The sequence below is a fragment of the Agrobacterium sp. S7/73 genome (assembly GCF_019355535.1).
GTDB classification, from domain to species: Bacteria; Pseudomonadota; Alphaproteobacteria; order Rhizobiales; family Rhizobiaceae; genus Agrobacterium; species Agrobacterium tumefaciens.
On record NZ_CP072136.1, the window covers coordinates 215,134 to 238,589 of the forward strand.

Annotated in this window: 19 protein-coding genes; 14 read left to right on the forward strand and 5 right to left on the reverse strand. The window is 58.7% G+C overall.

The window, feature by feature from the left end; translation table 11 throughout:
- The first annotated feature begins 21 nt into the window (after window positions 1-21).
- The 6 genes from odhB to J5276_RS00980 all read left to right on the forward strand — a co-directional run bounded on the left by odhB (window position 22) and on the right by J5276_RS00980 (window position 5,134).
- A complete protein-coding gene (odhB, locus tag J5276_RS00955) occupies window positions 22-1,254 on the forward strand; it encodes a 2-oxoglutarate dehydrogenase complex dihydrolipoyllysine-residue succinyltransferase (RefSeq protein WP_019566052.1) in 1,233 nt (410 codons plus the stop codon).
- A 68-nt stretch (window positions 1,255-1,322) separates the two neighbouring features.
- Entirely contained in the window at window positions 1,323-1,736 is a 414-nt protein-coding gene (locus J5276_RS00960) for an MAPEG family protein (RefSeq protein WP_013636885.1), read from the forward strand.
- A 14-nt stretch (window positions 1,737-1,750) separates the two neighbouring features.
- On the forward strand, window positions 1,751-2,395 hold the full coding sequence (locus J5276_RS00965) for a LysE family translocator (RefSeq protein WP_003516732.1): 645 nt from the start codon (window positions 1,751-1,753) through the stop codon (window positions 2,393-2,395).
- 64 nt (window positions 2,396-2,459) lie between these two features.
- Window positions 2,460-3,866: a dihydrolipoyl dehydrogenase gene (gene lpdA, locus J5276_RS00970; protein ID WP_065705228.1), complete on the forward strand. Its 1,407-nt coding sequence runs from the start codon at window positions 2,460-2,462 to the stop codon at window positions 3,864-3,866.
- A 112-nt stretch (window positions 3,867-3,978) separates the two neighbouring features.
- Complete coding sequence (locus J5276_RS00975; protein WP_065705230.1) at window positions 3,979-4,479, forward strand: cytochrome b; 501 nt, start codon at window positions 3,979-3,981, stop codon at window positions 4,477-4,479.
- Between the two features lie 166 nt (window positions 4,480-4,645).
- Window positions 4,646-5,134, forward strand: a complete 489-nt coding sequence (locus J5276_RS00980) for a DUF2867 domain-containing protein (RefSeq protein WP_038492351.1) — start codon at window positions 4,646-4,648, stop codon at window positions 5,132-5,134.
- Here J5276_RS00980 and J5276_RS00985 read toward each other — a convergent pair.
- Window positions 5,118-6,212, reverse strand: a complete 1,095-nt coding sequence (locus tag J5276_RS00985) for a TraB/GumN family protein (RefSeq protein WP_065705232.1) — start codon at window positions 6,210-6,212, stop codon at window positions 5,118-5,120. The two genes, J5276_RS00980 and J5276_RS00985, sit on opposite strands and share 17 nt — an antisense overlap.
- 80 nt (window positions 6,213-6,292) lie before the next feature.
- The gene (locus J5276_RS00990; protein WP_035252387.1) at window positions 6,293-7,240 is read right to left on the reverse strand and encodes a tyrosine recombinase XerC; all 948 of its coding nucleotides are present in this window, start codon (window positions 7,238-7,240) and stop codon (window positions 6,293-6,295) included.
- A gap of 144 nt (window positions 7,241-7,384) precedes the next feature.
- Between J5276_RS00990 and J5276_RS00995 the strand changes: the two genes are divergently transcribed.
- The 8 genes from J5276_RS00995 to fdhD all read left to right on the forward strand — a co-directional run bounded on the left by J5276_RS00995 (window position 7,385) and on the right by fdhD (window position 16,440).
- The gene (locus J5276_RS00995) at window positions 7,385-9,601 is read left to right on the forward strand and encodes a primosomal protein N' (protein WP_065705254.1); all 2,217 of its coding nucleotides are present in this window, start codon (window positions 7,385-7,387) and stop codon (window positions 9,599-9,601) included.
- A 77-nt stretch (window positions 9,602-9,678) separates the two neighbouring features.
- Window positions 9,679-10,065: a phage infection protein gene (locus J5276_RS01000; protein ID WP_019566060.1), complete on the forward strand. Its 387-nt coding sequence runs from the start codon at window positions 9,679-9,681 to the stop codon at window positions 10,063-10,065.
- Window positions 10,066-10,326: 261 nt separating this feature from the next.
- Window positions 10,327-10,893 carry a F0F1 ATP synthase subunit delta gene (locus J5276_RS01005; RefSeq protein ID WP_026330904.1) on the forward strand — a complete coding sequence of 189 codons (567 nt, stop codon included), beginning with the start codon at window positions 10,327-10,329 and terminating at the stop codon, window positions 10,891-10,893.
- Window positions 10,893-12,422 carry a F0F1 ATP synthase subunit alpha gene (gene atpA / locus J5276_RS01010; RefSeq protein ID WP_003516747.1) on the forward strand — a complete coding sequence of 510 codons (1,530 nt, stop codon included), beginning with the start codon at window positions 10,893-10,895 and terminating at the stop codon, window positions 12,420-12,422. Before J5276_RS01005 ends, atpA begins: the two co-directional genes overlap by 1 nt.
- Window positions 12,423-12,452: 30 nt before the next feature.
- Window positions 12,453-13,331 (forward strand): F0F1 ATP synthase subunit gamma, encoded by an 879-nt coding sequence (locus tag J5276_RS01015; RefSeq protein ID WP_003516748.1) that lies wholly within the window; start codon window positions 12,453-12,455, stop codon window positions 13,329-13,331.
- Between the two features lie 23 nt (window positions 13,332-13,354).
- The gene (gene atpD, locus J5276_RS01020) at window positions 13,355-14,809 is read left to right on the forward strand and encodes a F0F1 ATP synthase subunit beta (protein ID WP_003516750.1); all 1,455 of its coding nucleotides are present in this window, start codon (window positions 13,355-13,357) and stop codon (window positions 14,807-14,809) included.
- A gap of 129 nt (window positions 14,810-14,938) precedes the next feature.
- On the forward strand, window positions 14,939-15,349 hold the full coding sequence (locus tag J5276_RS01025; protein WP_003516751.1) for a F0F1 ATP synthase subunit epsilon: 411 nt from the start codon (window positions 14,939-14,941) through the stop codon (window positions 15,347-15,349).
- Window positions 15,350-15,624: 275 nt separating this feature from the next.
- Window positions 15,625-16,440 (forward strand): formate dehydrogenase accessory sulfurtransferase FdhD, encoded by an 816-nt coding sequence (fdhD, locus tag J5276_RS01030; protein WP_111795625.1) that lies wholly within the window; start codon window positions 15,625-15,627, stop codon window positions 16,438-16,440.
- Window positions 16,441-16,483: 43 nt separating this feature from the next.
- Here the strand turns inward: fdhD and J5276_RS01035 are convergent, their stop codons facing one another.
- From J5276_RS01035 to J5276_RS01045, 3 genes are all read right to left on the reverse strand, one after another.
- Window positions 16,484-18,220 carry a PAS domain-containing methyl-accepting chemotaxis protein gene (locus J5276_RS01035; RefSeq protein WP_162647797.1) on the reverse strand — a complete coding sequence of 579 codons (1,737 nt, stop codon included), beginning with the start codon at window positions 18,218-18,220 and terminating at the stop codon, window positions 16,484-16,486.
- 408 nt (window positions 18,221-18,628) lie between these two features.
- The gene (locus J5276_RS01040) at window positions 18,629-19,105 is read right to left on the reverse strand and encodes a chemotaxis protein CheW (protein WP_003504949.1); all 477 of its coding nucleotides are present in this window, start codon (window positions 19,103-19,105) and stop codon (window positions 18,629-18,631) included.
- Window positions 19,106-19,272: 167 nt separating this feature from the next.
- Entirely contained in the window at window positions 19,273-23,433 is a 4,161-nt protein-coding gene (locus tag J5276_RS01045) for a translocation/assembly module TamB domain-containing protein (RefSeq protein WP_112153888.1), read from the reverse strand.
- Between the last annotated feature and the right edge of the window lie 23 nt (window positions 23,434-23,456).

Genomic DNA, 23,456 nt, shown 5'->3' on the forward strand with positions numbered 1-23,456 from the left:
CCCGAATAACGGAACTAGATCATGGCCACTGAAATCCGCGTACCAACCCTCGGCGAATCCGTCAGCGAAGCGACCGTCGGCACCTGGTTCAAGAAGGTCGGCGATACCGTCAAGGCCGACGAACCTCTCGTTGAACTCGAAACCGACAAGGTTACCGTCGAAGTTCCGGCGCCCGCCTCCGGCGTGCTGACCGAAATCGTCGTGCAGAACGGCGAAACCGTCGGTCTCGACGCCCTTCTCGGCCAGATCGCCGAAGGTGCTGCCGGCGCTGCAACTTCTGCACCCGCAGCAAAGCCTGCTGCGCCTGCTGCTGCACCGGCACCTGCCGCAGCCGTGGCCGCCGCTCCGGCTGGAAGCGCCATGCCGCCGGCACCTGCCGCCGGCAAGCTGCTCGCTGAAAACAACCTTTCCGCCGATCAGGTCGACGGTTCGGGCAAGCGTGGCCAGGTTCTGAAGGGCGACGTTCTCGCCGCTGTTGCCAAGGGTGTTTCGGCACCTGCCGCCGCTCCAGTCGCTGCTGCTGCTCCCCGTCCGGTTTCGGCCGAGCAGGATCAGGTTCGCGAAGAGCGCGTCAAGATGACCCGCCTGCGCCAGACGATCGCACGTCGCCTCAAGGATGCACAGAACACGGCCGCCATGCTGACCACCTATAACGAGGTGGACATGAGCGCCGTCATGGATTTGCGCAACCGCTACAAGGACGTTTTCGAGAAGAAGCACGGCGTCAAGCTGGGCTTCATGGGCTTCTTCACGAAGGCCGTGACCCACGCGCTGAAGGAACTGCCCGCGGTTAACGCTGAAATCGACGGCACGGACATCATCTACAAGAACTATTGTCACGTCGGCATGGCTGTCGGCACCGACAAGGGTCTCGTCGTTCCGGTCATTCGCGATGCCGACCAGCTCTCCATCGCTGGTGTCGAAAAGGAACTCGGCCGTCTCGCCAAGGCAGCGCGCGACGGTTCGCTCGGCATGGCCGACATGCAGGGCGGCACCTTCACCATCACCAATGGTGGCGTCTACGGCTCGCTGATGTCCTCGCCGATCCTTAATGCGCCGCAGTCGGGCATCCTAGGCATGCACAAGATCCAGGAGCGTCCGGTCGCCATCGGTGGTCAGGTCGTCATCCGTCCGATGATGTATCTTGCGCTCTCCTACGATCACCGTATCGTTGACGGCAAGGAAGCCGTGACCTTCCTCGTTCGCGTCAAGGAAAGCCTCGAAGATCCGGAACGTCTGGTTCTCGATCTCTGATCGGTCTTGCTTTTCGTTTCAGCGGGGTTTCAAGTCGATCCCGCTGAAATGCCATCAGGAGAGCGAAAGTGCAGCCGACATTTCTTGCCGCGTCACCCTTTTTGCCGCTGATCGGGCTCAGCGTCCTGCTGCTGGCCGCCCACATTGCGCTGCAGGGAATGACGGCAACGCGGGAATTCGGGCTGGACTGGAATGCCGGTCCGCGGGATGCTGAAAAGAAGCCGCAGGGCAGGGTTGCCGGACGCGCCGCGCGTGCCTCGGCGAATTTTCGCGAGACCTATCCCGCTTTCATTGCGCTCGCCTTCGGTGTCATCATGGCCGGCGATCCGTCCGGGCTGGCCTTCACCGGCGCTTTGATCTGGCTGATCTGCCGGGTGGTCTATATTCCACTTTATCTCGCTGGTGTGCCCTATATCCGCTCGCTGGTCTGGCTCGGTTCGATGCTCGGTCTTGGGCTGATGCTTTTCGTGTTGATGTTTTAGAGGTTGATTTTCCCATGCATCAGTATCTGATCGAACTTGCATCCCTGATGGCGATCTTCTTTTTCGCGATCGTTTCTCCCGGCGCGGATCTGGCGATGGTCATGCGTCAGGCCATGGTGCATGGGCGCAAGCAGGCCATCATCACCAGCTTCGGTGTTGGCACATCCCTGATGTTCCACGTCACCTATACGATCCTTGGACTTGGTCTCATCATTTCCCAGTCGATATATCTCTTTAACATCGTCAAGTGGTTGGGTGTCGCCTATCTGATCTATATCGGCATCAAGGCGCTGCGCGCAGGCAAGACCGAATTGCCGGCTGCGGAAGGCGAAGATGGCGTTCGGGCAAGAAGCGGCCAGACTGCATTGAAGGCCTTCACGCTCGGTTTTGCCGCCAACGCGCTTAACCCCAAACCGGTGTTTTTCTTCCTGTCGATCTTTTCGACGGTGGTTCACGCGCATACGCCTGTTGGCATCAAGTTCGGATATGGGCTCGTCATGGCAAGCTGCCTTATCCTGTGGTTCGTCGGCGTCAGCCTGTTCATGACGACACCTCGCATGCGCGCAGCTTTTCAGCGCGCCAGCCAATGGATCGACCGCACCAGTGGCGTGGTCTTCATCGCTCTCGGTATAAAACTCGCAACGGAAAAAGCGGCCTGAGTTTCAGGTCAAACGGAAGCAGGGCGGTTCAAAATCCTGCCCGCAATCAATCAGGAACAGAAACATGGCATATGATGTAGTGGTAATCGGTACGGGTCCCGGCGGTTATGTTTGCGCGGTCAAGGCGGCACAGCTTGGCTTGAAGGTCGCAGTGATCGAAAAGCGCGCGACCTATGGCGGCACCTGCCTCAATGTCGGCTGCATTCCTTCCAAGGCATTGCTGCACGCTTCCGAAACCTTCGCGCATGTGGCCCATGGCGTTGATACGCTTGGTATCGAAGTCGCCGCTCCGAAGCTGAACCTCGAGAAGATGATGGGGCACAAGGACAGCGTGGTGAAAGCCAATGTCGACGGCGTTGCCTTCCTGTTCAAGAAGAACAAGATCGATGCCTTCCAGGGCACAGGCAAGGTTGTATCCGCCGGCAAGGTCTCCGTCACCAATGACAAGGGCGAGAGCCAGGAAATCGAAGCCAAGAACATCGTCATCGCCACCGGTTCTGATGTTGCTGGTATTCCCGGCGTCGAGGTGGATATCGATGAAAGCGTCATCGTTTCCTCCACCGGCGCGATTGCGCTCTCCAAGGTTCCGGAAAAGCTCATCGTGGTGGGCGGCGGTGTCATCGGCCTCGAGCTTGGTTCGGTCTGGTCGCGTCTTGGCGCGAAGGTCACCGTCGTCGAATATCTCGACACCATTCTCGGCGGCATGGATAGCGAAGTCTCCAAGCAGGCTCAGCGTCTGCTCGCCAAGCAGGGTCTCGATTTCAAGCTCGGTGCCAAGGTGACGGGCGTTGAAAAGACGGGAACCGGCGCAAAGGTGGTGTTCGAGCCGGTCAAGGGTGGCGCGGCTGAAACGCTGGAAGCCAACGTTGTGCTGATCTCCACCGGTCGCAAGCCCTACACCGAGGGTCTCGGCCTTGCGGAAGCCGGTGTCGTGCTCGACAGCCGCGGCCGTGTCGAAATCGACGGCCACTTCAAGACCAATGTGGATGGCATCTACGCCATCGGCGACGTGGTGAAGGGCCCGATGTTGGCACATAAGGCGGAAGACGAGGGCGTCGCTCTTGCGGAAATTCTTGCCGGCCAGCGCGGCCATGTGAACTACGATGTCATTCCGGCCGTGGTCTATACGCAGCCGGAAGTCGCTTCCGTCGGCAAGACGGAAGAAGAACTGAAGGCCGCTGGTGTCGCCTACAAGGTCGGCAAGTTCCCCTTCACCGCCAATGGTCGCGCCCGCGCCATGCAGGTGACTGATGGGTTCGTGAAGATCCTCGCTGACAAGGAAACCGACCGGGTTCTCGGCGGCCATATCGTTGGTTTCGGCGCTGGCGAAATGATCCACGAGATCACCGTGCTCATGGAATTCGGTGGTTCCTCGGAAGATCTCGGCCGTACCTGCCATGCGCATCCGACCATGTCGGAAGCGGTGAAGGAAGCGGCGCTGGCAACTTTCTTCAAGCCGATCCATATGTGATTGTAGCCAATATTAAATTTCAGCCATAAAGCGAACCCCGGCTTGCAATGCAGGCCGGGGTTCAGCATATTTGCGCCATAGCCTGTCTAACCTTTTGATAAAAGGCAATAAAATGGCGTCCTCTACTCAAGTTTCCTTCTCCGCTCCGCAGCGTATCCTTCACTGGACGATGGCGCTTCTGATCTTCTTCAACCTTCTGTTTCCAGATGGCATGGCCCATGCGTATCGGTTGATGCGGCGGGGTGAAACGCTGACGCCGGACCAGATCTCCTCGGCCAATATTCACGCGTATGTCGGCTTTGCCGTCCTGTCCCTTGCGGTTCTGCGCCTCTGTCTGCGGTTTTTCCAGGGGGTGCCGCCGCATCCCGCCAATGAACCGCGCGCTTCTCAAATCGCCGCGAAGGTCGCGCATTTCACCTTTTACGCGCTGTTTTTTGCCCTGCCATTGTCGGGCATTGCGGCCTATTATTTCGGCGCGCGAGTAGCAGGAGAATTGCATTCCGGGCCGTTCAAGGGGCTGATGTGGGTGTTGATCGCCGGCCACGTCGCCGCAGTTCTGGTTCACCAGTTCTACTGGCGCACCAATGTTTTGAAGCGTATGACGCACGGCTAAAGCACTACGCTTTTCCAAAAGTGAAAACGCTCCATGTGTCTGTCTCTTCGTATTTTCTGAAGCTAAACCCGCTCGAATTGCCATTAGCGGCGGTTTGTCACGTTCCCGGATGATCGGAAATAGTGATGATGAGCCTCGCCACACAAGGCGGCAATGAGGTTATGGGATGCGGGATAGCGAAGACATATTGCCGGGCGCGGACTGGCGGGATTGCTTTGAAGGAGAGATGGTGACGGCCGCATCGAGTTCACTCGACGTGAGCAGACTTCTCCTCGATCATCCTCCGGCATGGATCAGCGGCCTTATGGCGCTTCGAAACCGTCTCGTATCGCTTTTCGGTCTCAGAACGGTCGAGCTGGCGGCGGGTACTTCGGCGGGCGGATTTCCCGTGCTGTCGTCTACTGCGGACCGGACAGTGCTCGGCTTTGACGACAACCATCTCGATTTCCGTATCGTCGTCGATGTGGAACAGGAGCCTGGTCGGCAGATCGTGAAGGTCACGACTATCGTCCGGCGCAAGAACCTGTTCGGGCGTCTCTATCTTTTCGTCGTCGGTCCGTTTCATCGTCGCATCGTGCCGGCGACGATGCGGCCGTTTTGCGCCAATGTCCGCCCCGTCAAGGCCGGAGACGAGTGGATCAGTCGACCCGTGTGAGGGTAAAGCCCTGCGCACGCAGGAGTTCAATTACGCCTTCTTCGCCCGGCAGGTGCAAAGCGCCGACGGCCATGAAGACATTGCCTTTGGCAAGCTCAGGGGCCGATCGCTCCGCCATGACGTGGTTGCGATCGGTGATGATGCGTTGCTCGAAGGCGGCGTAGCCCTGGTCATTTTCAGACGCTTTCTTGGGATCGATGCTCTTCAGCATGGGCATGGTCATGCCGATGTCACCGCTGACATAAAGATCGGTCATGGTCGTCATGATGTCGTCCATGCGGTCGCCCAATTCGAGCGTTTCGATCAGCGCCTGCAGATGAAATTCCATTGGCAGCTCAGACATGGCCGCAAGCTGCTCCACCATGGTCTCCAGCCCGACAAGGTGCTTTCCATCCGCGACCGCATCTTCAGCGAGCTTCTTATCCAGGAAAGACAGGCCTGTGGCCTTGCGGGCAAATTCGCAGGCGGGAAGGGCGACGAAACTCGACAGCATCCATGGCTTCATGCGCGAAACGGCACTCAGCGGAATGCCGCGCTCCTTAAGACCCTTTTCAAGGCGTGCGACATTTTCGGGTGACAGGATGTCGGTGATCGACTTGCCGTCCAGAAACATGGTGAGGTCGGGTCTTGTCAGCAGCGATGCCGCAATTTTCTTGTCATCGACGATTTCGTCCGATTCCACGATGACCGTCGCGGCTTTTTCAAATGCGGGTGTTGCGGCCGCTGGCATGCCAAGAACACGTGGATCGGTGACATGCATGGTGCCGAGAAGAAAGGACGGTGCCGTTCCAGCTTTTTCGATGCGCCAGAAGTTGCCCTTGCCGTTCGGTATAGCTGCCGCTTCCTGTTCGATCTTCGCGAAGCTCTGCGGGTCGCTCTTGCGCATCTCCACGAGAATATCGCTGCCCGTGCAGCTTATCTCCTGTTCGGCGGCTTGCGCCTCACCCAACGATAGCAACGTCGCGAAGAGGATTGCGACAGCAGTGACGTGCAGCGCGGCGAGCAACCAGAGCAGGGTGTCGCCGGTCTTGCCCATCAGGGTGGCGGTGAGATTTTGTGGCTTTATCAGGCTTTGCATAGGTACCATCCGGTTCTAGTCCACTTATAGAACGGCGGCTTGGACGTCTGATTAATGACTATGGTTAAGCATTTCCTGCTTCATGCGCGCGGGTGGGCATTATCGTAGATTTCCAGCAATCTTGCGGTATCGACGCCGGTATAGATCTGCGTGGTGGAGAGGCTGGCATGGCCGAGCAGTTCCTGAATGGTGCGCAGGTCGCCGCCGCCGGCCAATAGATGGGTGGCGAAGGAGTGGCGCAGCGCATGCGGTGTGGCGTTTTCCGGCAGGCCGAAAGCGCCACGCAACTTCTGCATCTCGCGCTGGATGATGGCAGGTTGCAGCTTGCCGCCGCGCGCGCCGAGGAATAGCGGCTGGTCGGCAGCCAGATGATAGGGGCAGAGCTTTTTGTAGGCCTCAACCGCTTCCGTTACCACCGCCAGCAAAGGCACCATCCGGGTCTTGTTGCCTTTGCCGGTGATGCGAAGGCTGCGGGCGTCGGGCGTGAAATCGGCCGGAGCCAGCCCGAGCGCCTCGGAGATGCGAAGACCGCAGCCATAAAGAAGCGAGAGAACCGCAGCGTTACGGGCGGCAATCCACGGCTCTTCATTCAATTGCGCCTCGGTGGTGGTTATTTTCAGCGCCTGCCGGTCCGTCAGCGGTTTCGGCAGAGATTTCGGCTGTTTCGGCGAGCGCATGGCGGTGGCCCCGGCCGCATTCACCAGACCTTTCTTTTGCAGATAGTGCAGAAAGGAACGCAGGCCCGCCAGATGCCGCCCCAGCGAGCGTGCGCCGGCGCCTTCCCTGCGACGACTGGCCAGAAAGGCGCGAAGATCGACCGGGCGCAGATCGGCGATATCGGCGATTGAAGCTGGCTTGCCGATATAGCCGGTGAGGAATGTCAAAAACTGGCGAGTGTCGCGCTCGTAGGCCTCGACGGTATTGTCCGCAAGGCGGCGTTCACCGGCAATCGCGGCAAGCCAGGATTGGCGCTCGTTCAAGAGATCGGGTGTGGCAAAAGTCAGAATTTCGGTCACGGGGCGCTCCATTCCTCTCCCAACGCTATGCCCTTATGGTCAGTATTTGGTTAAGGCTTGCGCCTGGGCTTTGCATCTGGCGTGGACTTTACCGGGGTCTGCCATTACATCCGGGCGGTTTCCTTTTTCATTCCGCCGGGGCATGTTCGCCACATCATGGCAAAAGATTCGTCCGATCTGTTTGGGGCTCTGTTCGACCCGCCGTCGCTCACGCGCACGGTGCCCGTTCTCGTGCCGATGCCGGCGCCTGGACCCTACAGTTATGCCGTGCCTGACGATATGGTGGTGGAGACCGGCTCCATCGTTCAGGTGCCGCTTGGACCACGGCAGGTCTTCGGCGTGGTGTGGGACGATGCAGGAGAGAAGAGCGTCGATCCGAAAAAGCTGCGGCCCATCACCAAGAGTTTCGAGTGCCCGCCGCTGAAAGCGGAAATGCGGCGCTTCATCGACTGGGTTGCCGCTTACACGCTTTCTCCGCCCGGCCTTGTGGCGCGCATGGCCCTACGCGCCCCCGCCGCCTTCGATCCCGAACCTATGATCGAGGGGCTGCGGCTGACCGAAGGCAGGCCGGAGCGGCTTACTCCCGCCCGCGAGAGAGTGATGGAACTGGCGGCCGAGGGCCATGGCTGGACGAAGAGTGGCCTTGCCCATGCCGCCGGCGTTTCTACCAGCGTTGTCGATGGTCTGGTCAAGCAGGGCGTATTCGAGACGGTATTTCTGCCCGCGCCGCCCGTTGTGGCCGAGCCTGATCCTGACTATGCCGAGCCGCGACTGGAAGGCCCGCAGAAACAGGCGGCATCGGAAATTCTCGAGGATGTGCGCAAGGGTGGTTTCCATGTTTCACTGATTGATGGTGTGACCGGCTCCGGCAAAACCGAGGTCTATTTCGAGGCGGTGGCGGAAACGCTGCGACAAGGCAAGCAGGTTCTCATCCTGTTGCCGGAAATCGCGCTGACGGCGGCCTTCCTGGATCGCTTTCACGACCGCTTCGGCGCTAAGCCGGCGGAATGGCATTCTGACCTGTCGCCGCGCATGCGCGAAAAGGTCTGGCGACAGGCGGTGACGGGTGAGGTGAAGGTGGTGGCCGGCGCGCGCTCGGCGCTGTTCCTTCCCTTCGACAATCTCGGCCTCATCATCGTCGATGAGGAGCATGACCCGGCCTACAAGCAGGAAGACCGCGTCTTTTACAACGCCCGCGACATGGCGGTCGTCAGAGCCCGGATCGGGGATTTCCCGGTGGTGCTGGTCTCCGCCACGCCGTCAGTGGAAAGCCAGGTCAACGGCAGTTCTGGCCGCTATAACACCATCCATCTGCATACGCGCTTCGGCGATGCGGCGATGCCCGATCTGCATCTGATCGATATGCGTCGCCATCCGCCGGAAAGGGGAGGGTTTCTTTCGCCGGTTCTCCTGCGCGGCATCGGCAAAACCATCGAAAAGGGCGAGCAGTCCCTGCTCTTTCTCAATCGTCGCGGTTACGCGCCGCTGACGCTCTGCCGGGTCTGCGGTCACCGTTTCCAGTGCCCGCAATGTTCGAGCTGGCTGGTGGAGCACCGGTTCCGCAATCAACTGCAATGCCACCAGTGCGGTCACAACGAGCCGACGCCGGACCATTGCCCGGAATGCGGCACCTTCGATCATCTGGTGGCCTGCGGGCCTGGGGTAGAGCGGATCGCCGAGGAGGTGGAGAAACACTTTCCCGAGGCCCGCACCATCGTGCTCTCCTCTGACCTGATGGGCGTCAAGCGGCTGCGTCTGGAGCTGGAGGCGATCGTCAAGGGAGAGGCGGACATCGTCATCGGCACGCAGCTGGTTGCCAAGGGGCACAACTTCCCCCTTATGACGCTTGTCGGTATTGTCGACGCCGATCTCGGGCTTGCCAATGGCGATCCGCGCGCAGCGGAGCGAACGTTCCAGCTGCTCTCGCAGGTGACCGGTCGCGCCGGGCGAACCGGGCTGAAAAGCCACGGCCTGTTGCAAACCTATCAGCCGCAACACCCTGTTATGCAGGCAATCGTCTCCGGCGATGCATCTGCCTTTTACGAAAGGGAGATCGTGGAGCGGGAAAAAGCCGTTCTTCCGCCTTTCGGACGGCTTGCCTCAATCATCGTTTCCGCCGATACGCGTGCGGAGGCCGAAACCCATGCGCGGGGTTTAAGGGCAGCAGCACCGCAGGTTACGGGCATCATGCTGCTCGGCCCGGCGGAAGCGCCGCTGGCGCTTATCCGTGGCCGGCACCGTTTTCGCCTGCTGGTGCATGGTCGGCGCAATTCCGACATGCAATCCTTCCTTCGAACGCTTATGGCCAATGGCCCGAAGGAACGCGGCAGCGTGCATGTGCAGCTCGATATCGATCCGCAAAGTTTCCTTTGAACTTTATCAATGGGGACGTTTTCCCGCTGTCATGACCGTGTCATAACGCAGCAGGCAAAAATGATTTGGGGAACGAGATGGAGTTTTATTTTCCCGCCGAATTCGGCGAGCAGCTGGCCTTCGGCGCTGCGGTGGTGTCGGTCGTGATCGGCCTCTTTTTCATGTTTGCACCAGGCGTTACTCTGCGTGCCTTCGGTCTGCAGGCGATCGGCGAGCGCCGGGATGGTTACGCGCTTGTGCGCTCGTCGCTTGCCGGTTTTTATCTCGGCCTCGGTGCTTCCGCCCTGCTTCTGGCGCAGCCCATGGTCTATCTCGCCTTCGGTGCGGCTTTCGGTCTCAGCGTGTTCGGCGGCATTCTCTCCATTCTCTCGGATGGAGGCGCAACAGTGCGGAATTTCATACTTCTGGTTGTACACCTTCTGTTGTCTGCACTGTCGTTGAGCTACGTGTTCGGACTGGTCTGAGACGGGCTTTTTGGCTTTTGTGCCGCACCTGCGGCGCATCCTGGGCGGAATCGGAAAATTTAAACGCATTCCCCCTTGCCCAAACGGCGCTTTCCGCTATTACGCGTGTTGCGAGTCCCGGCGTCCTATGCTAGACGGACCGCGAAATTGGGAAAAGGCAGGGGGGAATTCCGGTCTTTTTCGGGGAAATTGAAACGATTTCAAGAATTTGATGCGGAGGATCCCCCTCGCTGATGTTCTTGGACGATTAGCAGGGAAAAAGTGCCCGTGGCAGATACCTCCCATGGAACATCCGGTGTAGCCGAAAGGTATGCATCGTCGCTTTTCGAGCTTGCTTTGGAAGCGGGTGCGGTCGAGGCAGTTGGAGCCGATCTGGACAGGTTCGGCGCACTTCTCGATGAAAGTGACGATTTGAAGCGTCTGGTTGCGAGCCCGGTGTTTTCCGCCGAGGATCAGTTCAAGGCAATCACCGCAATCTGCGAGAAGGCCGGTATTGCCGGTCTTGCTGTCAATTTCCTCAAGGTCGTTGCGAATAACCGCCGTCTGTTTGCCGTTCCCGGCATGATCCGCGCCTATCGCTCCATTGCTGCTGCCCATCGCGGCGAAATTACCGCCGAGGTCACCTCGGCACATGCGCTCGACGAAGCGCAAGAAACTGAACTGAAGGCGGCGCTGAAGAGCGTTACCGGCAAGGATGTGACGGTTTCCGTTACCGTTGATCCTTCGATCCTCGGTGGCCTGATCGTCAAGGTTGGTTCTCGCCAGATCGATACGTCTCTTCGCACCAAACTTTCCACCCTTAAGCTTGCACTGAAAGAGGTTGGCTGATGGATATCCGCGCCGCGGAAATTTCCGCAATTCTGAAAGATCAAATCAAAAATTTCGGCAACGAGGCGGAAGTCTCGGAAGTCGGTCAGGTGCTTTCCGTCGGTGACGGTATCGCCCGCGTCTATGGTCTCGACAATGTTCAGGCCGGCGAAATGGTCGAGTTTCCTGGCGGCGTTCGCGGCATGGCGCTCAACCTCGAAGCCGACAACGTCGGTGTGGTTATCTTCGGTTCCGACCGTGCCATCAAGGAAGGCGACACCGTAAAGCGGACTGGCGCTATCGTTGACGTTCCGGTCGGTCCGGAACTGCTCGGCCGCGTCGTTGACGCCCTCGGCAACCCGATCGACGGTAAAGGCCCGATCAACGCCGCCAAGCGTTCGCGCGTTGACGTCAAGGCTCCCGGCATCATTCCGCGTAAGTCGGTTCATGAGCCGATGTCGACCGGCCTCAAGGCTATCGACGCCCTCATCCCGGTTGGCCGCGGCCAGCGCGAGCTCGTCATCGGCGACCGCCAGACCGGCAAGACCGCGATCATTCTCGACGCGATCCTGAACCAGAAGGCCATTCACGACAATGGTCCGGAAGGCGACAAGCTTTATTGCGTCTACGTTGCTATCGGCCAGAAGCGTTCGACCGTTGCCCAGTTCGTAAAGGTTCTGGAAGAGCGCGGCGCCCTGCAGTATTCGATCATCATTGCTGCCACGGCTTCCGACCCGGCTCCGATGCAGTACCTTGCACCGTTTGCCGGTTGCGCCATGGGCGAATACTTCCGTGATAACGGCAAGCACGCCCTCATCGGTTATGACGACCTTTCCAAGCAGGCCGTTGCTTACCGTCAGATGTCGCTTCTGCTGCGCCGTCCTCCGGGCCGCGAAGCTTATCCGGGCGACGTCTTCTACCTTCACTCCCGTCTTCTGGAGCGCGCTGCAAAGCTCTCCGACGAAATGGGTGCTGGCTCTCTGACGGCTCTGCCTGTCATCGAAACCCAGGGCAACGACGTTTCGGCCTTCATTCCGACCAACGTGATCTCGATCACCGACGGTCAGATCTTCCTTGAAACCGACCTGTTCTACCAGGGTATCCGTCCGGCCGTTAACGTCGGCCTGTCGGTTTCGCGCGTTGGCTCTGCCGCCCAGATCAAGGCGATGAAGCAGGTTGCCGGTTCGATCAAGGGTGAACTTGCCCAGTATCGCGAAATGGCCGCCTTCGCCCAGTTCGGCTCGGACCTTGACGCTTCCACGCAGCGCCTGCTTAACCGCGGTGCCCGCCTGACCGAGCTTCTGAAGCAGCCGCAGTTCTCTCCGCTCAAGACGGAAGAGCAGGTCGCGGTGATCTTCGCCGGTGTCAACGGTTATCTCGACAAGATTCCGGTCGCGCAGGTCGGCAAGTTCGAGCAGGGTCTGCTCTCCTACCTCCGCTCGGAAGGCAAGGCGATCCTCGACACCATCCGCACGGAAAAGGCAATCAGCGACGATACCAAGAGCAAGCTCAAGGGCGCTCTTGATAGCTTCGCGAAGTCTTTCTCGTAATTAGGGCTCTTTTACTCGGACGGATAACGGATGCCTTCACTAAAGGATCTGAAAAACCGCATTGCCTCCGTAAAGGCGACGCAGAAGATTACCAAGGCGATGAAAATGGTCGCCGCGGCGAAGCTTCGGCGCGCCCAGGAAGCTGCGGAGGCCGCCCGGCCTTATTCTCAGCGCATGGGCGCCGTTCTTGCCAACATCGCCAAGGCGGTAGAGGCGGACGTCGCTCCGGCGCTGATGACCGGCACCGGCAAGGACAACGTGCATCTGCTCGTTGTCTGCACGGCTGAACGTGGTCTTTGCGGCGGTTTCAACTCGCAGATTTCCCGTTTTGCCCGCGATCAAGCCCGCAAGCTGATTTCCGAAGGCAAAACGGTCAAGATCATCACGGTCGGCAAGAAGGGTTACGACAGCCTTCGTCGCGAATTCGCAGCTAATATCATCGAGCGTATCGAACTGCGCGAAGTGAAGAAGGTCGGTTTCGAAAACGCCGACCAGATCGCCAAGAAGGTGATCTCCCTGTTCAATGCGGGTGAATTTGACGTCTGCACGCTGATCTACTCGGAATTCAAGTCCGTCATCAGCCAGATCCCGACCGGTCTGCAGCTTATTCCTGCCGCAGTCCCTGTTGTGGAAGAGGTTGAGGCAACGCAGAGCGCCGTCTACGAATATGAGCCTGATGCGGCTTCTATTCTGGAAGACCTTATTCCGCGCAACATTTCGGTTCAGGTTTTCCGGGCTCTGCTCGAAAACGTTGCCGGTGAAATGGGCGCCAAGATGAGCGCGATGGACAACGCAACGCGCAATGCCGGTGATATGATCAACAAGCTGACGCTTTCCTACAACCGTCAGCGTCAGGCTCAGATCACCAAGGAACTCATTGAAATCATTTCGGGCGCGGAAGCGCTCTGAGGTAAGGAAAGAGGGTAAGGATAATGGCTAAGGCAGCTACCCCCAAGAAAACCGCAGCGGTGAACGGCGCGGGCAAGGTTACCCAGGTTATCGGCGCTGTTGTCGACGTGGCGTTCGAAGGCGAACTGCCTCCGATCCTCAACGCGCTCGAAACCGATAACAACGGCAACCGCCTCGTTCTGGAAGTCGCTCAACATCTCGGCGAAAACGTCGTACGCACGATCGCCATGGACTCGACCGAAGGTCTCGTCCGCGGTCAGGTCGTCGCTGATACGGGCGCCCCGATCGAGGTTCCGGTCGGTCTGGAAACGCTCGGCCGCATCATGAACGTCATCGGTGAGCCGGTTGACGAAGCAGGTCCGATCGTAACGGCCAAGAAGCGCGCCATCCACCAGGACGCACCGTCTTACGTCGAGCAGTCGACTGAAGGCCAGATCCTTGTTACCGGCATCAAGGTCGTTGACCTTCTGGCTCCTTACGCCAAGGGCGGCAAGATCGGCCTGTTCGGCGGCGCTGGCGTTGGCAAGACGGTTCTCATCATGGAACTGATCAACAACGTCGCCAAGGCGCACGGTGGTTACTCGGTATTCGCCGGCGTGGGTGAGCGTACCCGCGAAGGTAACGACCTCTATCACGAAATGATCGAGTCGAACGTCAACAAGCTTGGCGGCGGCGAAGGTTCCAAGGCAGCTCTCGTTTACGGCCAGATGAACGAACCGCCGGGCGCCCGCGCTCGCGTCGCTCTGACCGGTCTGACGATCGCTGAAAACTTCCGCGACGAAGGCCAGGACGTTCTGTTCTTCGTGGACAACATCTTCCGCTTCACGCAGGCTGGTTCGGAAGTGTCGGCTCTTCTCGGCCGTATTCCTTCGGCTGTGGGCTATCAGCCGACGCTCGCAACCGACATGGGCCAGATGCAGGAACGCATCACCACCACGAACAAGGGTTCGATCACCTCGGTTCAGGCGATTTACGTTCCCGCCGACGACTTGACCGACCCTGCACCGGCCACTTCGTTCGCGCACCTTGACGCAACGACGGTTCTGTCGCGTTCGATCGCAGAAAAGGGTATTTACCCGGCTGTTGACCCGCTCGACTCCACCTCGCGCATGCTCGACCCGATGATCGTCGGTGAAGAACACTACGAGGTTGCCCGTAAGGTTCAGTCGACCCTGCAGCGCTACAAGTCCCTTCAGGACATCATCGCCATCCTCGGCATGGACGAACTGTCGGAAGAAGACAAGCTGACGGTTGCCCGCGCCCGTAAGATCGAGCGCTTCCTGTCGCAGCCGTTCTTCGTTGCCGAAGTCTTCACCGGTTCTCCGGGCAAGCTCGTCGCACTCGAAGACACGATCAAGGGCTTCAAGGGCCTGGTCAACGGCGAATACGACAGCCTGCCGGAAGCAGCTTTCTACATGGTCGGTTCGATGGAAGAAGCCATCGAAAAGGCAAAGAAGCTGACTGCTGAAGCTGCCTGATTATGAATTGGCGGGCGCGTGGTTCGACCACGCGCCTTGCCGACGATGACGGTGAAACCGGAACGGCTTTGCCGGCGTTCTAATAAACAAGTCCGTGACGCCCGCGTAATTGAAAAGAAGTGAATAGCCATGGCTGACAGTTTCAAATTCGATCTCGTTTCCCCGGAACGTCTGCTCGTTTCAGAAACGGTTACGGAAGTCGTCATTCCGGCTACGCTGGGTGAGATGACGGTTCTGGCCAATCACGCGCCCACCATGACGACGATCAAGCCGGGCCTGGTGACGGTGAAATTCGCCTCTGGCGAAACCCATAAATACGTCGTTTTCGGTGGTTTTGCCGATATTCTTCCGACAGGTTGCACGCTTCTCGCCGAATCCGCTGTTTCGGCTGACGATATGTCCCCTGACACGCTGCAGAAGCGCATCGATTTGGCCAAGGCCGAAATCCAGGAAGGCAATCATCACCACGAACATCTGACCAAGCTTGAAAAGCATCTCTACGAACTGACGAACCTGCATGAGGTTCTCGTCGCCGCTTGAAAGCACCGGGCGGGTTCGAAAGAATGACTGTCCACACAATACCTAAAACAAAAAAGCGGCCGTTTCGGTCGCTTTTTTGTTTTCGGCCACTGCCTGTTTTCTTAAGCAGGCAGAAAATCTGAGTTCTCGTTCCAGTAAAAGCGCCTCGGTCCGCTCATTACGTTTGCGGAAATCGATTCCGATTTTCAGGGCGATAGGCTAGACATGATGGTGAAAAGTAACGTGCTGCTGCCGGTCGGGAGTAGGCGAGAAGGCATGTTTCTTGTCATGGAGGGATAATCGCCGTGTCGATAGAAGCCAGTTATCGAAGGGTCGCAAGATCCGCGCTGCGACAGGGCGCCCTCAGCACGGGTGAGCGCGCCGTGCCGGAGGAGGTGCCGGTTGCCTTTTCTTACGGCGGCAGCACCCATGCCGTGATGATGGCTAGTCCCGCTGATCTTGTCGATTTCGCCGTCGGCTTCAGCCTGACAGAGGGCATCATATCGGCACGCACAGAAATCCGGGCGATAGAGGTCATTGAAGCCGGGCAGGGCTATGATGTCCAGGTGGATCTGATGGATGCCGAGGCCGATGCCCTACGGGCGAGACGGCGGCATATGGCAGGTCCGGTTGGTTGCGGTCTGTGCGGGATCGAATCCATAGAACAGGCGGTTCGCGTGGTCCCCGATCTCAGCGGCGTGAGAATGTCGATCCACGGTGATGACATCGTTGCCGCGGTGAAAGCACTGAGCGACGCACAAAGCCTCAACCGCGAAACCAGGGCCGTTCACGGTGCGGGTTTTTATAGTCCTCAAGATGGTTTGCTTGCGGTGCGCGAAGATGTCGGTCGCCACAATGCGCTCGACAAGTTGGCCGGTGCTGTCGTGAATGCCGGTATTTCCGCCAAGACAGGCATTGTTGCCGTCACCAGTCGCCTGTCGGTGGAGATGGTTCAGAAGACAGCGATCCTTGGTAGTCCGGTTATGGCAGCAATTTCGGCTCCTACCGCGCTTGCCATCGAAACCGCCGAGAGTGCGGGCATCACGCTTGTTGCGCTGGTGCGGGGTGAAGACTTCGAAATCTTCACCCGTGCGGACCGCGTCATTTTATAATGCCAGTTGCCGGCCGGCATTGGCATCCGGGCTTCGAAGCATACTAAAACTCCGCCCATTCGGGCGCGGCATTTCCGTGAGACCTTGCCGTTGCGTATCGCGGCTGTGGTGCTGTCAGCCTCGTTATTGCAGCGGCTCTTTTATCGATCGGCTGGGCGGATGATATCTGTCCTTCGCGGGATATTTTGAACTGCCGCAGCAATTCGTGCAGGTTGTCCGCTTCATTGGCGAGGCCGTGGCTGGCGGCAGTGGTTTCTTCCACCATAGCGGCGTTTTTCTGGGTCGCCTGATCCATAACGTTGACGGCCTGGTTGATTTCTCTCAGACCGTTGGCCTGTTCGCGCGAGGCCTCGACGATGGCCGAGACGTTGGCATCGATTTCGCCCATTTGCGATTGAATATCCCGCAGTGCACCGCCGGTTTTGCCAACCAGATCGACGCCATTGGCGACCTGTTCGCGGGAGGTGTTGATGAGGGACTTGATTTCCTTGGCAGCAACGGCGGATCGTTGCGCGAGTTCCCGCACCTCTTGGGCGACCACTGCGAAACCCTTGCCCGCTTCACCGGCACGGGCAGCTTCCACGCCCGCATTCAGCGCCAGAAGATTGGTCTGGAATGCGATGTCGTCAATGACGCCGATGATGTTGGTGATTTCACCGGAGGAGCGCGAAATCGCGTCCATGGCGGAAATTGCCTGCTGAACGACTTCACCGGAATGTTCGGCATGTTCTCTCGTGCGCAGCACCAGTTTCCCGGCCTCGCCGGCGCGCTGGCTGGCATCGGTCACGGTGGTGGTGATTTGCTCCAGCGCCGCTGCTGTTTCTTCCAGCGAGGCCGCCTGCTGTTCGGTTCGCTGCGAGAGCTGATCGGCGGCTATGCGGATTTCACCCGAGCCGGATGCGATTGTCGAGGCATTGTGAGCGATCGTCTGCATGGTGGACTGAAGTTTGCCGACCACGTCGTTGAAGTCCTGGCGCAATTTCTCCATGCTGGGCACGAAGCTGCTATCGAGACGCTGCACCAGGTCACCCTCGGCCAGTGCCTGCAAGGCATCGGCGAGAAGGGTGATGGCGCTCATACGCGGCGTCACGTCGGTTGCGAATTTCACAACCTTCACCACCTTGCCTGTCTCATCCAATACCGGGTTGTAAGCGGCCTGGATCCATATCTCCTTGCCGTTCTTTCCATAACGAACAAATTCGTCTGAGATGAATTCTCCGGATGCCAGCCGCGGCCAGAAATTGGCATAGGCTGGCGATGCTGCATAGGCCGGATCGCAGAACATACGGTGGTGCCGGCCTTCGATTTCCTTGAGGTCGTAGTTGACAGTGGCGCAGAAATTCGGATTGGCGGTAATGATCGTGCCATCCGGCAAAAATTCGATGGTGGCCTGGGAGCGTGAAAGCGCTTCGAGTTTGCTAGCATCTTCTACAGCCTTGATCTTCTTGGCTGTGATGTCGGTCGCTATCTTGACAACCTTATAGGGTTTGCCTGACCTGAAGACGGGGTTGTAGGAGGCCTCGATCCATACGGTCGATCCATCCTTGCGTATGCGGCGATATTCCTTGCCCTGAAATTCGCCGCGCGCAAGAGATTCCCAGAATTCCTGGTATGCGTGCGATGCGACAAATTCCCGGTCGCAGAAGATACGATGATGCTTGCCGACGATCTCCGCGAGATCATAGCCCAGCGTCACGCAGAAATTGCTGTTTGCCGTAAGAATATTGCCTTTAAGATCGAATTCTATGACTGCCTGCGATCTGGATATCGCATCGAGCATATTTCGATTGTCTGCGCTTTTCCCTAACCCCAGCATTAACGTCCCCCAAATAGCGGCCTCGGCGCGCGCTGCCGCACAGGAGGTGTGGTCGGCGCCGTATCATGTTGAACAACGAACAGGTTCTGCCGCCAAAGGCAGCAATGCAGGCACTTGCGACTTGTCAGCCTCAGTCAGGTATCGGACCCCGCGTGATGTGATGTAGGCGCGGTACTGTTCGTCGGCTTTTAATATTAGATATCTATAATATTAAAATGTTCTTATTTAATAAAAGAGGCGGTCATGAAAACAAAAACCGCCGGGCAGGTGCTCCGGCGGTTTGGTTCAATGGTCAATAGTCTCGTATTTGAGCCTTTGTTCCTAGGTCGCCTAAGAACGCGAACCGGCCGTCATGCAAAGGAATTGCAACGATCAGGCGGCGAGATCTTCCGCTTCGGTTCCCTTGAACATCTTTGCAAGGTTCAGGAAGCAGATCATGCCATGTTCGTTGGCAATGATGCCTTCGGAGTAGGACTTGTCGAAAGAGGCCGAGATTTCCGGAACCGGCTGGACCTGATTTGCCGGGATCGTCAGAATGTCCGAAACGCGATCGACGAGCATGCCGATGACCATGTTGTGCACTTCGGCCACCACGATGGCGCTTCTTTCATTTGCGACGGTGCTTTTCATTCCGAGTTTGTGTGCGAGATCGATGATCGGAATAACCGAACCGCGCAGGTTCATGACGCCGATGACGTCTTTCGGCGCGTGGGGAATGGGCGTTGAAGGCGCCCAGCCGCGAATTTCGCGGATAGTCGTCGTCTTCACGCAGAATTCCTGATCATGCAGGCGGAATGCGATGATTTCGAGCGTCTCGCCGCCAAAGTTGGTAGAGTTTATCATTGCCATCAGAATTCTTCCCAATGCTCGCTGTGGAGGCCAGCGCAAGTGCACCGACACTTGCATATGCGAATTTGGCGTTCTGCCTGGTGCCTGAACAGCCGGAAACAATATTTTCCGCCTTCAATGGAAGATTCGTAGCATGAGATGGTTTCGCAAACCTAAATGCGAAGACTTCAATATTCTTTCTCGTAAAATATACCGGCTGCACCTTCGCCATTACCGCCCGCTTCACCGCGCAGCTTCACGCCGCGCCCGACATCGAGGTTGATGATGGCCTTTGCTCCGGAATCGCCGCTTTGCTGCAGCTCGAGATAGGTTCGCTCGTTGAGATATTTTCCGGCGGAAACGCGGGCCTGGCCTTCCGAATCCGTCGAGATGTCGAGATCGTCGACACCGAGATTGCTTCGGAGCTTGTCGAACAACGAGGTGGAGCGCCCACCGGCAAGCTGTGCTGCCGCATCCGCCAGCCGCGCGATCTGCAAGGCCGAGAGCTTGGACATGGATTGGCCGAAGATCAGCTGTGCCATAACCTCATCCTGCGGCAGAGCCGGGGTTGAGGAGAAGGCGAATGTCGGGTCGTTGGCATTGCCGGAAACCGCAACGGTGATGGTGGCGGAACCAGCGGTGGACTGCGCCTCCATATCCAGAACCGGCACGAGGCCGCCGCCGAAGGTTATCTTGCCCGTATTGAAATCGAGACGGCGGGTGAGAATTTCGAGCCGTCCACGGCGCATTTCAAAACCGCCGGAGATGACGGGAACAGCTGCCGTACCGCGAATGGTCAGATTGCCGGTCAGTTCTGCGTCGATGCCGCGTCCGCGCACGAAGATGCCGCTCGGTGCGTTTACCTGAAGATCGAGATTGATGGTCGATGAACTACCACTGCCGCCCTGATCGTTGCCGAGTGCCTTTACCTGCGCCCGCACCTGCGGCGGGGCGTTCTTGTGCTTGACGTCGATTTCCGTCAGCGAGGCTGGAAGTTTCTCCGGGATGGTGATGGCGCTTCTGTCCAGCGTCAGCTTGCCGCCAAGCACGGGCGAATTCAGAAGCGGACCCTTCAGTGTCAGCGTGCCGCTCACGATGGTCGTCACCAGTGTGCCATCATTGTAACCGGCGCGGTCCAACGTGATCGTGATGTCGGCTGGAAAGCCCGAACCGCCCGTTATACCGACGCTACCCGTTCCCGAGATCGTTCCACCGCCAGCAAGCTTTCCCGTCAGCCGGGATATGACGGCGCGATCACGATCGAAGGTGACCGTTGCTGCCAGCCCGTTGACCGTGAGGTTACGGCGCACATCGGTCAGTCGTGTACCATCGGTTGTGATGCTGCCGGTAACGACAGGCGCGGAAGCGCTGCCGGAAATCTTCACATCGATGGCGGCGGTGCCGTCCACATCGAGGCCCTGTGCTGCGGTTTGTGCGGCAACGGCGGAGAAGGGCAACCTCCCAGAAAAGGCCATGGAAAGCGGACGGTTACCGGCAATGCCGAGAGAGCCGCCGCCCGAAAGCGACATGCCGCCCTGACCGGTTACATTCGTATCGATCTGCAGGGTGCCGCCGGCGAAACGGCCGTTTGCCTTGATGCCGAGCGCTGCAAGCCCTGCCGCACGCGTCTGGGCAACCTCGGCATTCGTCCAGTTCAGATTATAATCGACCGCCGGGTCTGAAGCCGTGCCCTTGGCGCTGACTGTCCCGGATATACTCCCCGCCGCATCCAGCCCGGTGGCGAAGGCATTTGCGAGGTTCGCGGGAAGCGAGCGGATATTGGCGTTGATGTCGAGTGTCGAACCCGCCGTGCCGTTTACCTCGACGCGCCCGTCGCCGGTGATGATAGTCAGACCGGAGATGCGGGCCGTGCCGTTTTCGATCGCAATTGTACTCGGCTTTTCAAGCCGTACGGCAACGCCCTTGGGGGCGGCCGAGAAGGCATCGAGCCGCACGGTCATCGGCGATCCTGCGGTATTGGCACTGCCCTTTACCACGAGCGGCGCATTGTCGTAGCGTCCGTTGACATCGAAGTTGGTGGTCGTGCCGGAATGGCCAATGGTTGCATTCAGCGCCGAAATCGCCGCGGTGCCAGCATTGACGCTGTCGGCGCTGACCTTGCCGTTGATGGCGAGCGCCTGAAGGTCGTCAATGGAGATATCGGCAGCGAGCTTCGAAATAACCGTTGTGCCCTGGCGGATACTGCCGCCATTCGCCTTTATCGTCGCGGCAATCCGGCCGTTATCGTTACTGAGTACGATGTCGCCGGCAATATCGCCATCTGCCTGTTGCGCGGCAAGTGCCGCCAGCAGGGCCAAGTCCGGGAAATTGAACGACAGATTGCCAGATGGCAGGAATTGTTGCGAGAATTGCAGCTTCCCGTTCAAGATGTTGCGACCCACTGCCACATGAAGCTCGGGTATTGCCGTGCCGTTTTCTGTCTGCACCACATTGGCGTTGGCGTCGATCTTCTGCCGGTCGAGGCTGCCGCTGGCGGTCAGTTTTGCCTGCGGTGCGGCCGGATCGGCCTTGCCTGCGGCATTGACCTTCAGGGCTTCAAGCTTCCGTCCGGCAAGAGTGGCACTTTCGGAGCTTAAGGTGACATTGAAGTCGGGCGCGGCAAGCGCGCCGCTGGCTTCAATTGCAAAATCGGCAACGCCCTTTGCCTGTGGCGTCAGTTTTTCGAGAGCGGGAAACTTGCCCGTCAGATTGGCGCTCAACGCGTCGTCTTCGAGACTGACATCACCTGTCGCTTCAATTGTTCCGGATTTGACCACGAGGTTCTGAACGCTTGTGCGCCCGCCAATGACCAGGTCGATATCGCCCTGCAAAGCGATGGTGGTATCGAATTTTTCCGCCAGCGCTGGCGGCAGGGTGGCGGGCAACGCGAAGAGCTGCACGCTGGATGTCAGGCGATTGTTGGCGAGGTCGAAACTGCCGTTCAGCGTTCCGCCGACACTGGCGCTCTCCAGCGTCGCGCCGTCAAAGCCGATCGTCGACGAGGTGAGGCTGACCGGCGCCTTGATGGTGACCGGCGCACGCACCAGCCGGTCGATATCCGGGCTGACGAAGGACGATTGTGCCACGGAGAGAATGGTGTCGATGGTGCCGCTGCGATCGGCAATGTTGAGATTGCCGCTCCTGGCCGTCAGCTTGACATCATCAAGCCTACCCTGTGGGAGGGAAAGGCTGCGCAACGATGCCGTGGTGTTGAGATGAGCGGCATCAGCGTTGCCTTTCAGGGAAAGATCAATGCCATTGATGAGGGCCTGGATCTCGCCATTGTTCAGCGGCCAGCGGAAATCTACTGGCCCGGCGGTGCCGATGAGGTTGGCACTAAGATCGTTCTGGCCGTTCGGATCCACGGTGCCCGAGGCCGTCAGCAGCAATGTACCGGTTTCCAGTGTGCTGCTGCCGATTTCGATGCGGCCCTGTGGTGAGAGCGTGGCGTTTGCATCAAGTTTCGTCTCGCCGGCAAAAAGCTGCCGGAAAGCGGGGGGCAGAAGCAGATCGGGCTGGCCGCCGCCTGCGACCTCGATACGCCGCGTGCCGTCGTCTTCAAGTAGATGGTGGCCGGTGACGTTGAGCACGGGGTTGCCGGCGACGTTGCCGCGCAGAGTGCCGGTCCAGTCAGAAAGCGGACCTTCACCGTTCACATCGATCGCCACGGCGGGTGTGCCCGGAAGCGAGAGCAGCGTGGCCAGAAGCCCGCCCTCGGGCTCCTTCATCTCCGCTTTCAACTTCAAGACATTTTCATTCGGCAGAAACGCGATGTCCGCATTGATGGCAGCGTCCGGCGTGCTCTGCCGGTGGGCGGTGAGCGATAGCCTGATATCGTCCTGCGCGGCCTTGAGATTACCCTCGGCGGTCAGCTCGAAGTCGCGGCCAAGAAGAGATTGTCCGAGGCTAATATCGGGGAAATTGAAACTGTCGATGCCGATTTCAATCGGCAGGGACGAACTGCCGGAGCTTTTGGTCGATGTTTGCTCAGCGGGAAGCGGTTTGCGATCGACATCAATCGATCCGGCCGACACCCGGTCGGCGTGGAAGGTTCCGGCAAGAAGCGAGAGCGGCGACCAGTCAACGGCGATCTGGTTCACACGGGCGTAAGGTCCCTGCCGATCCGAAAGGGTGACATTGTCGAGCCGCAGGCGACCGGTCAAAAGACCGCTGGGTGGAGAGATTTCGATTGTCTGGTCGGGCGTGGAAACGAGCGATGAAATCTGCTTTGCGGCAATTCTTGCACCCATCGGGGTGAGACCGACGAACAGAACCGCAAGCAACACCAGCACCACGCCGCAAAGAGCAGCGTAGCCCAGCCATTTCAGCAATCGAATCAACGTTCTCATCAAGCGTAATCTACACTCTGTTG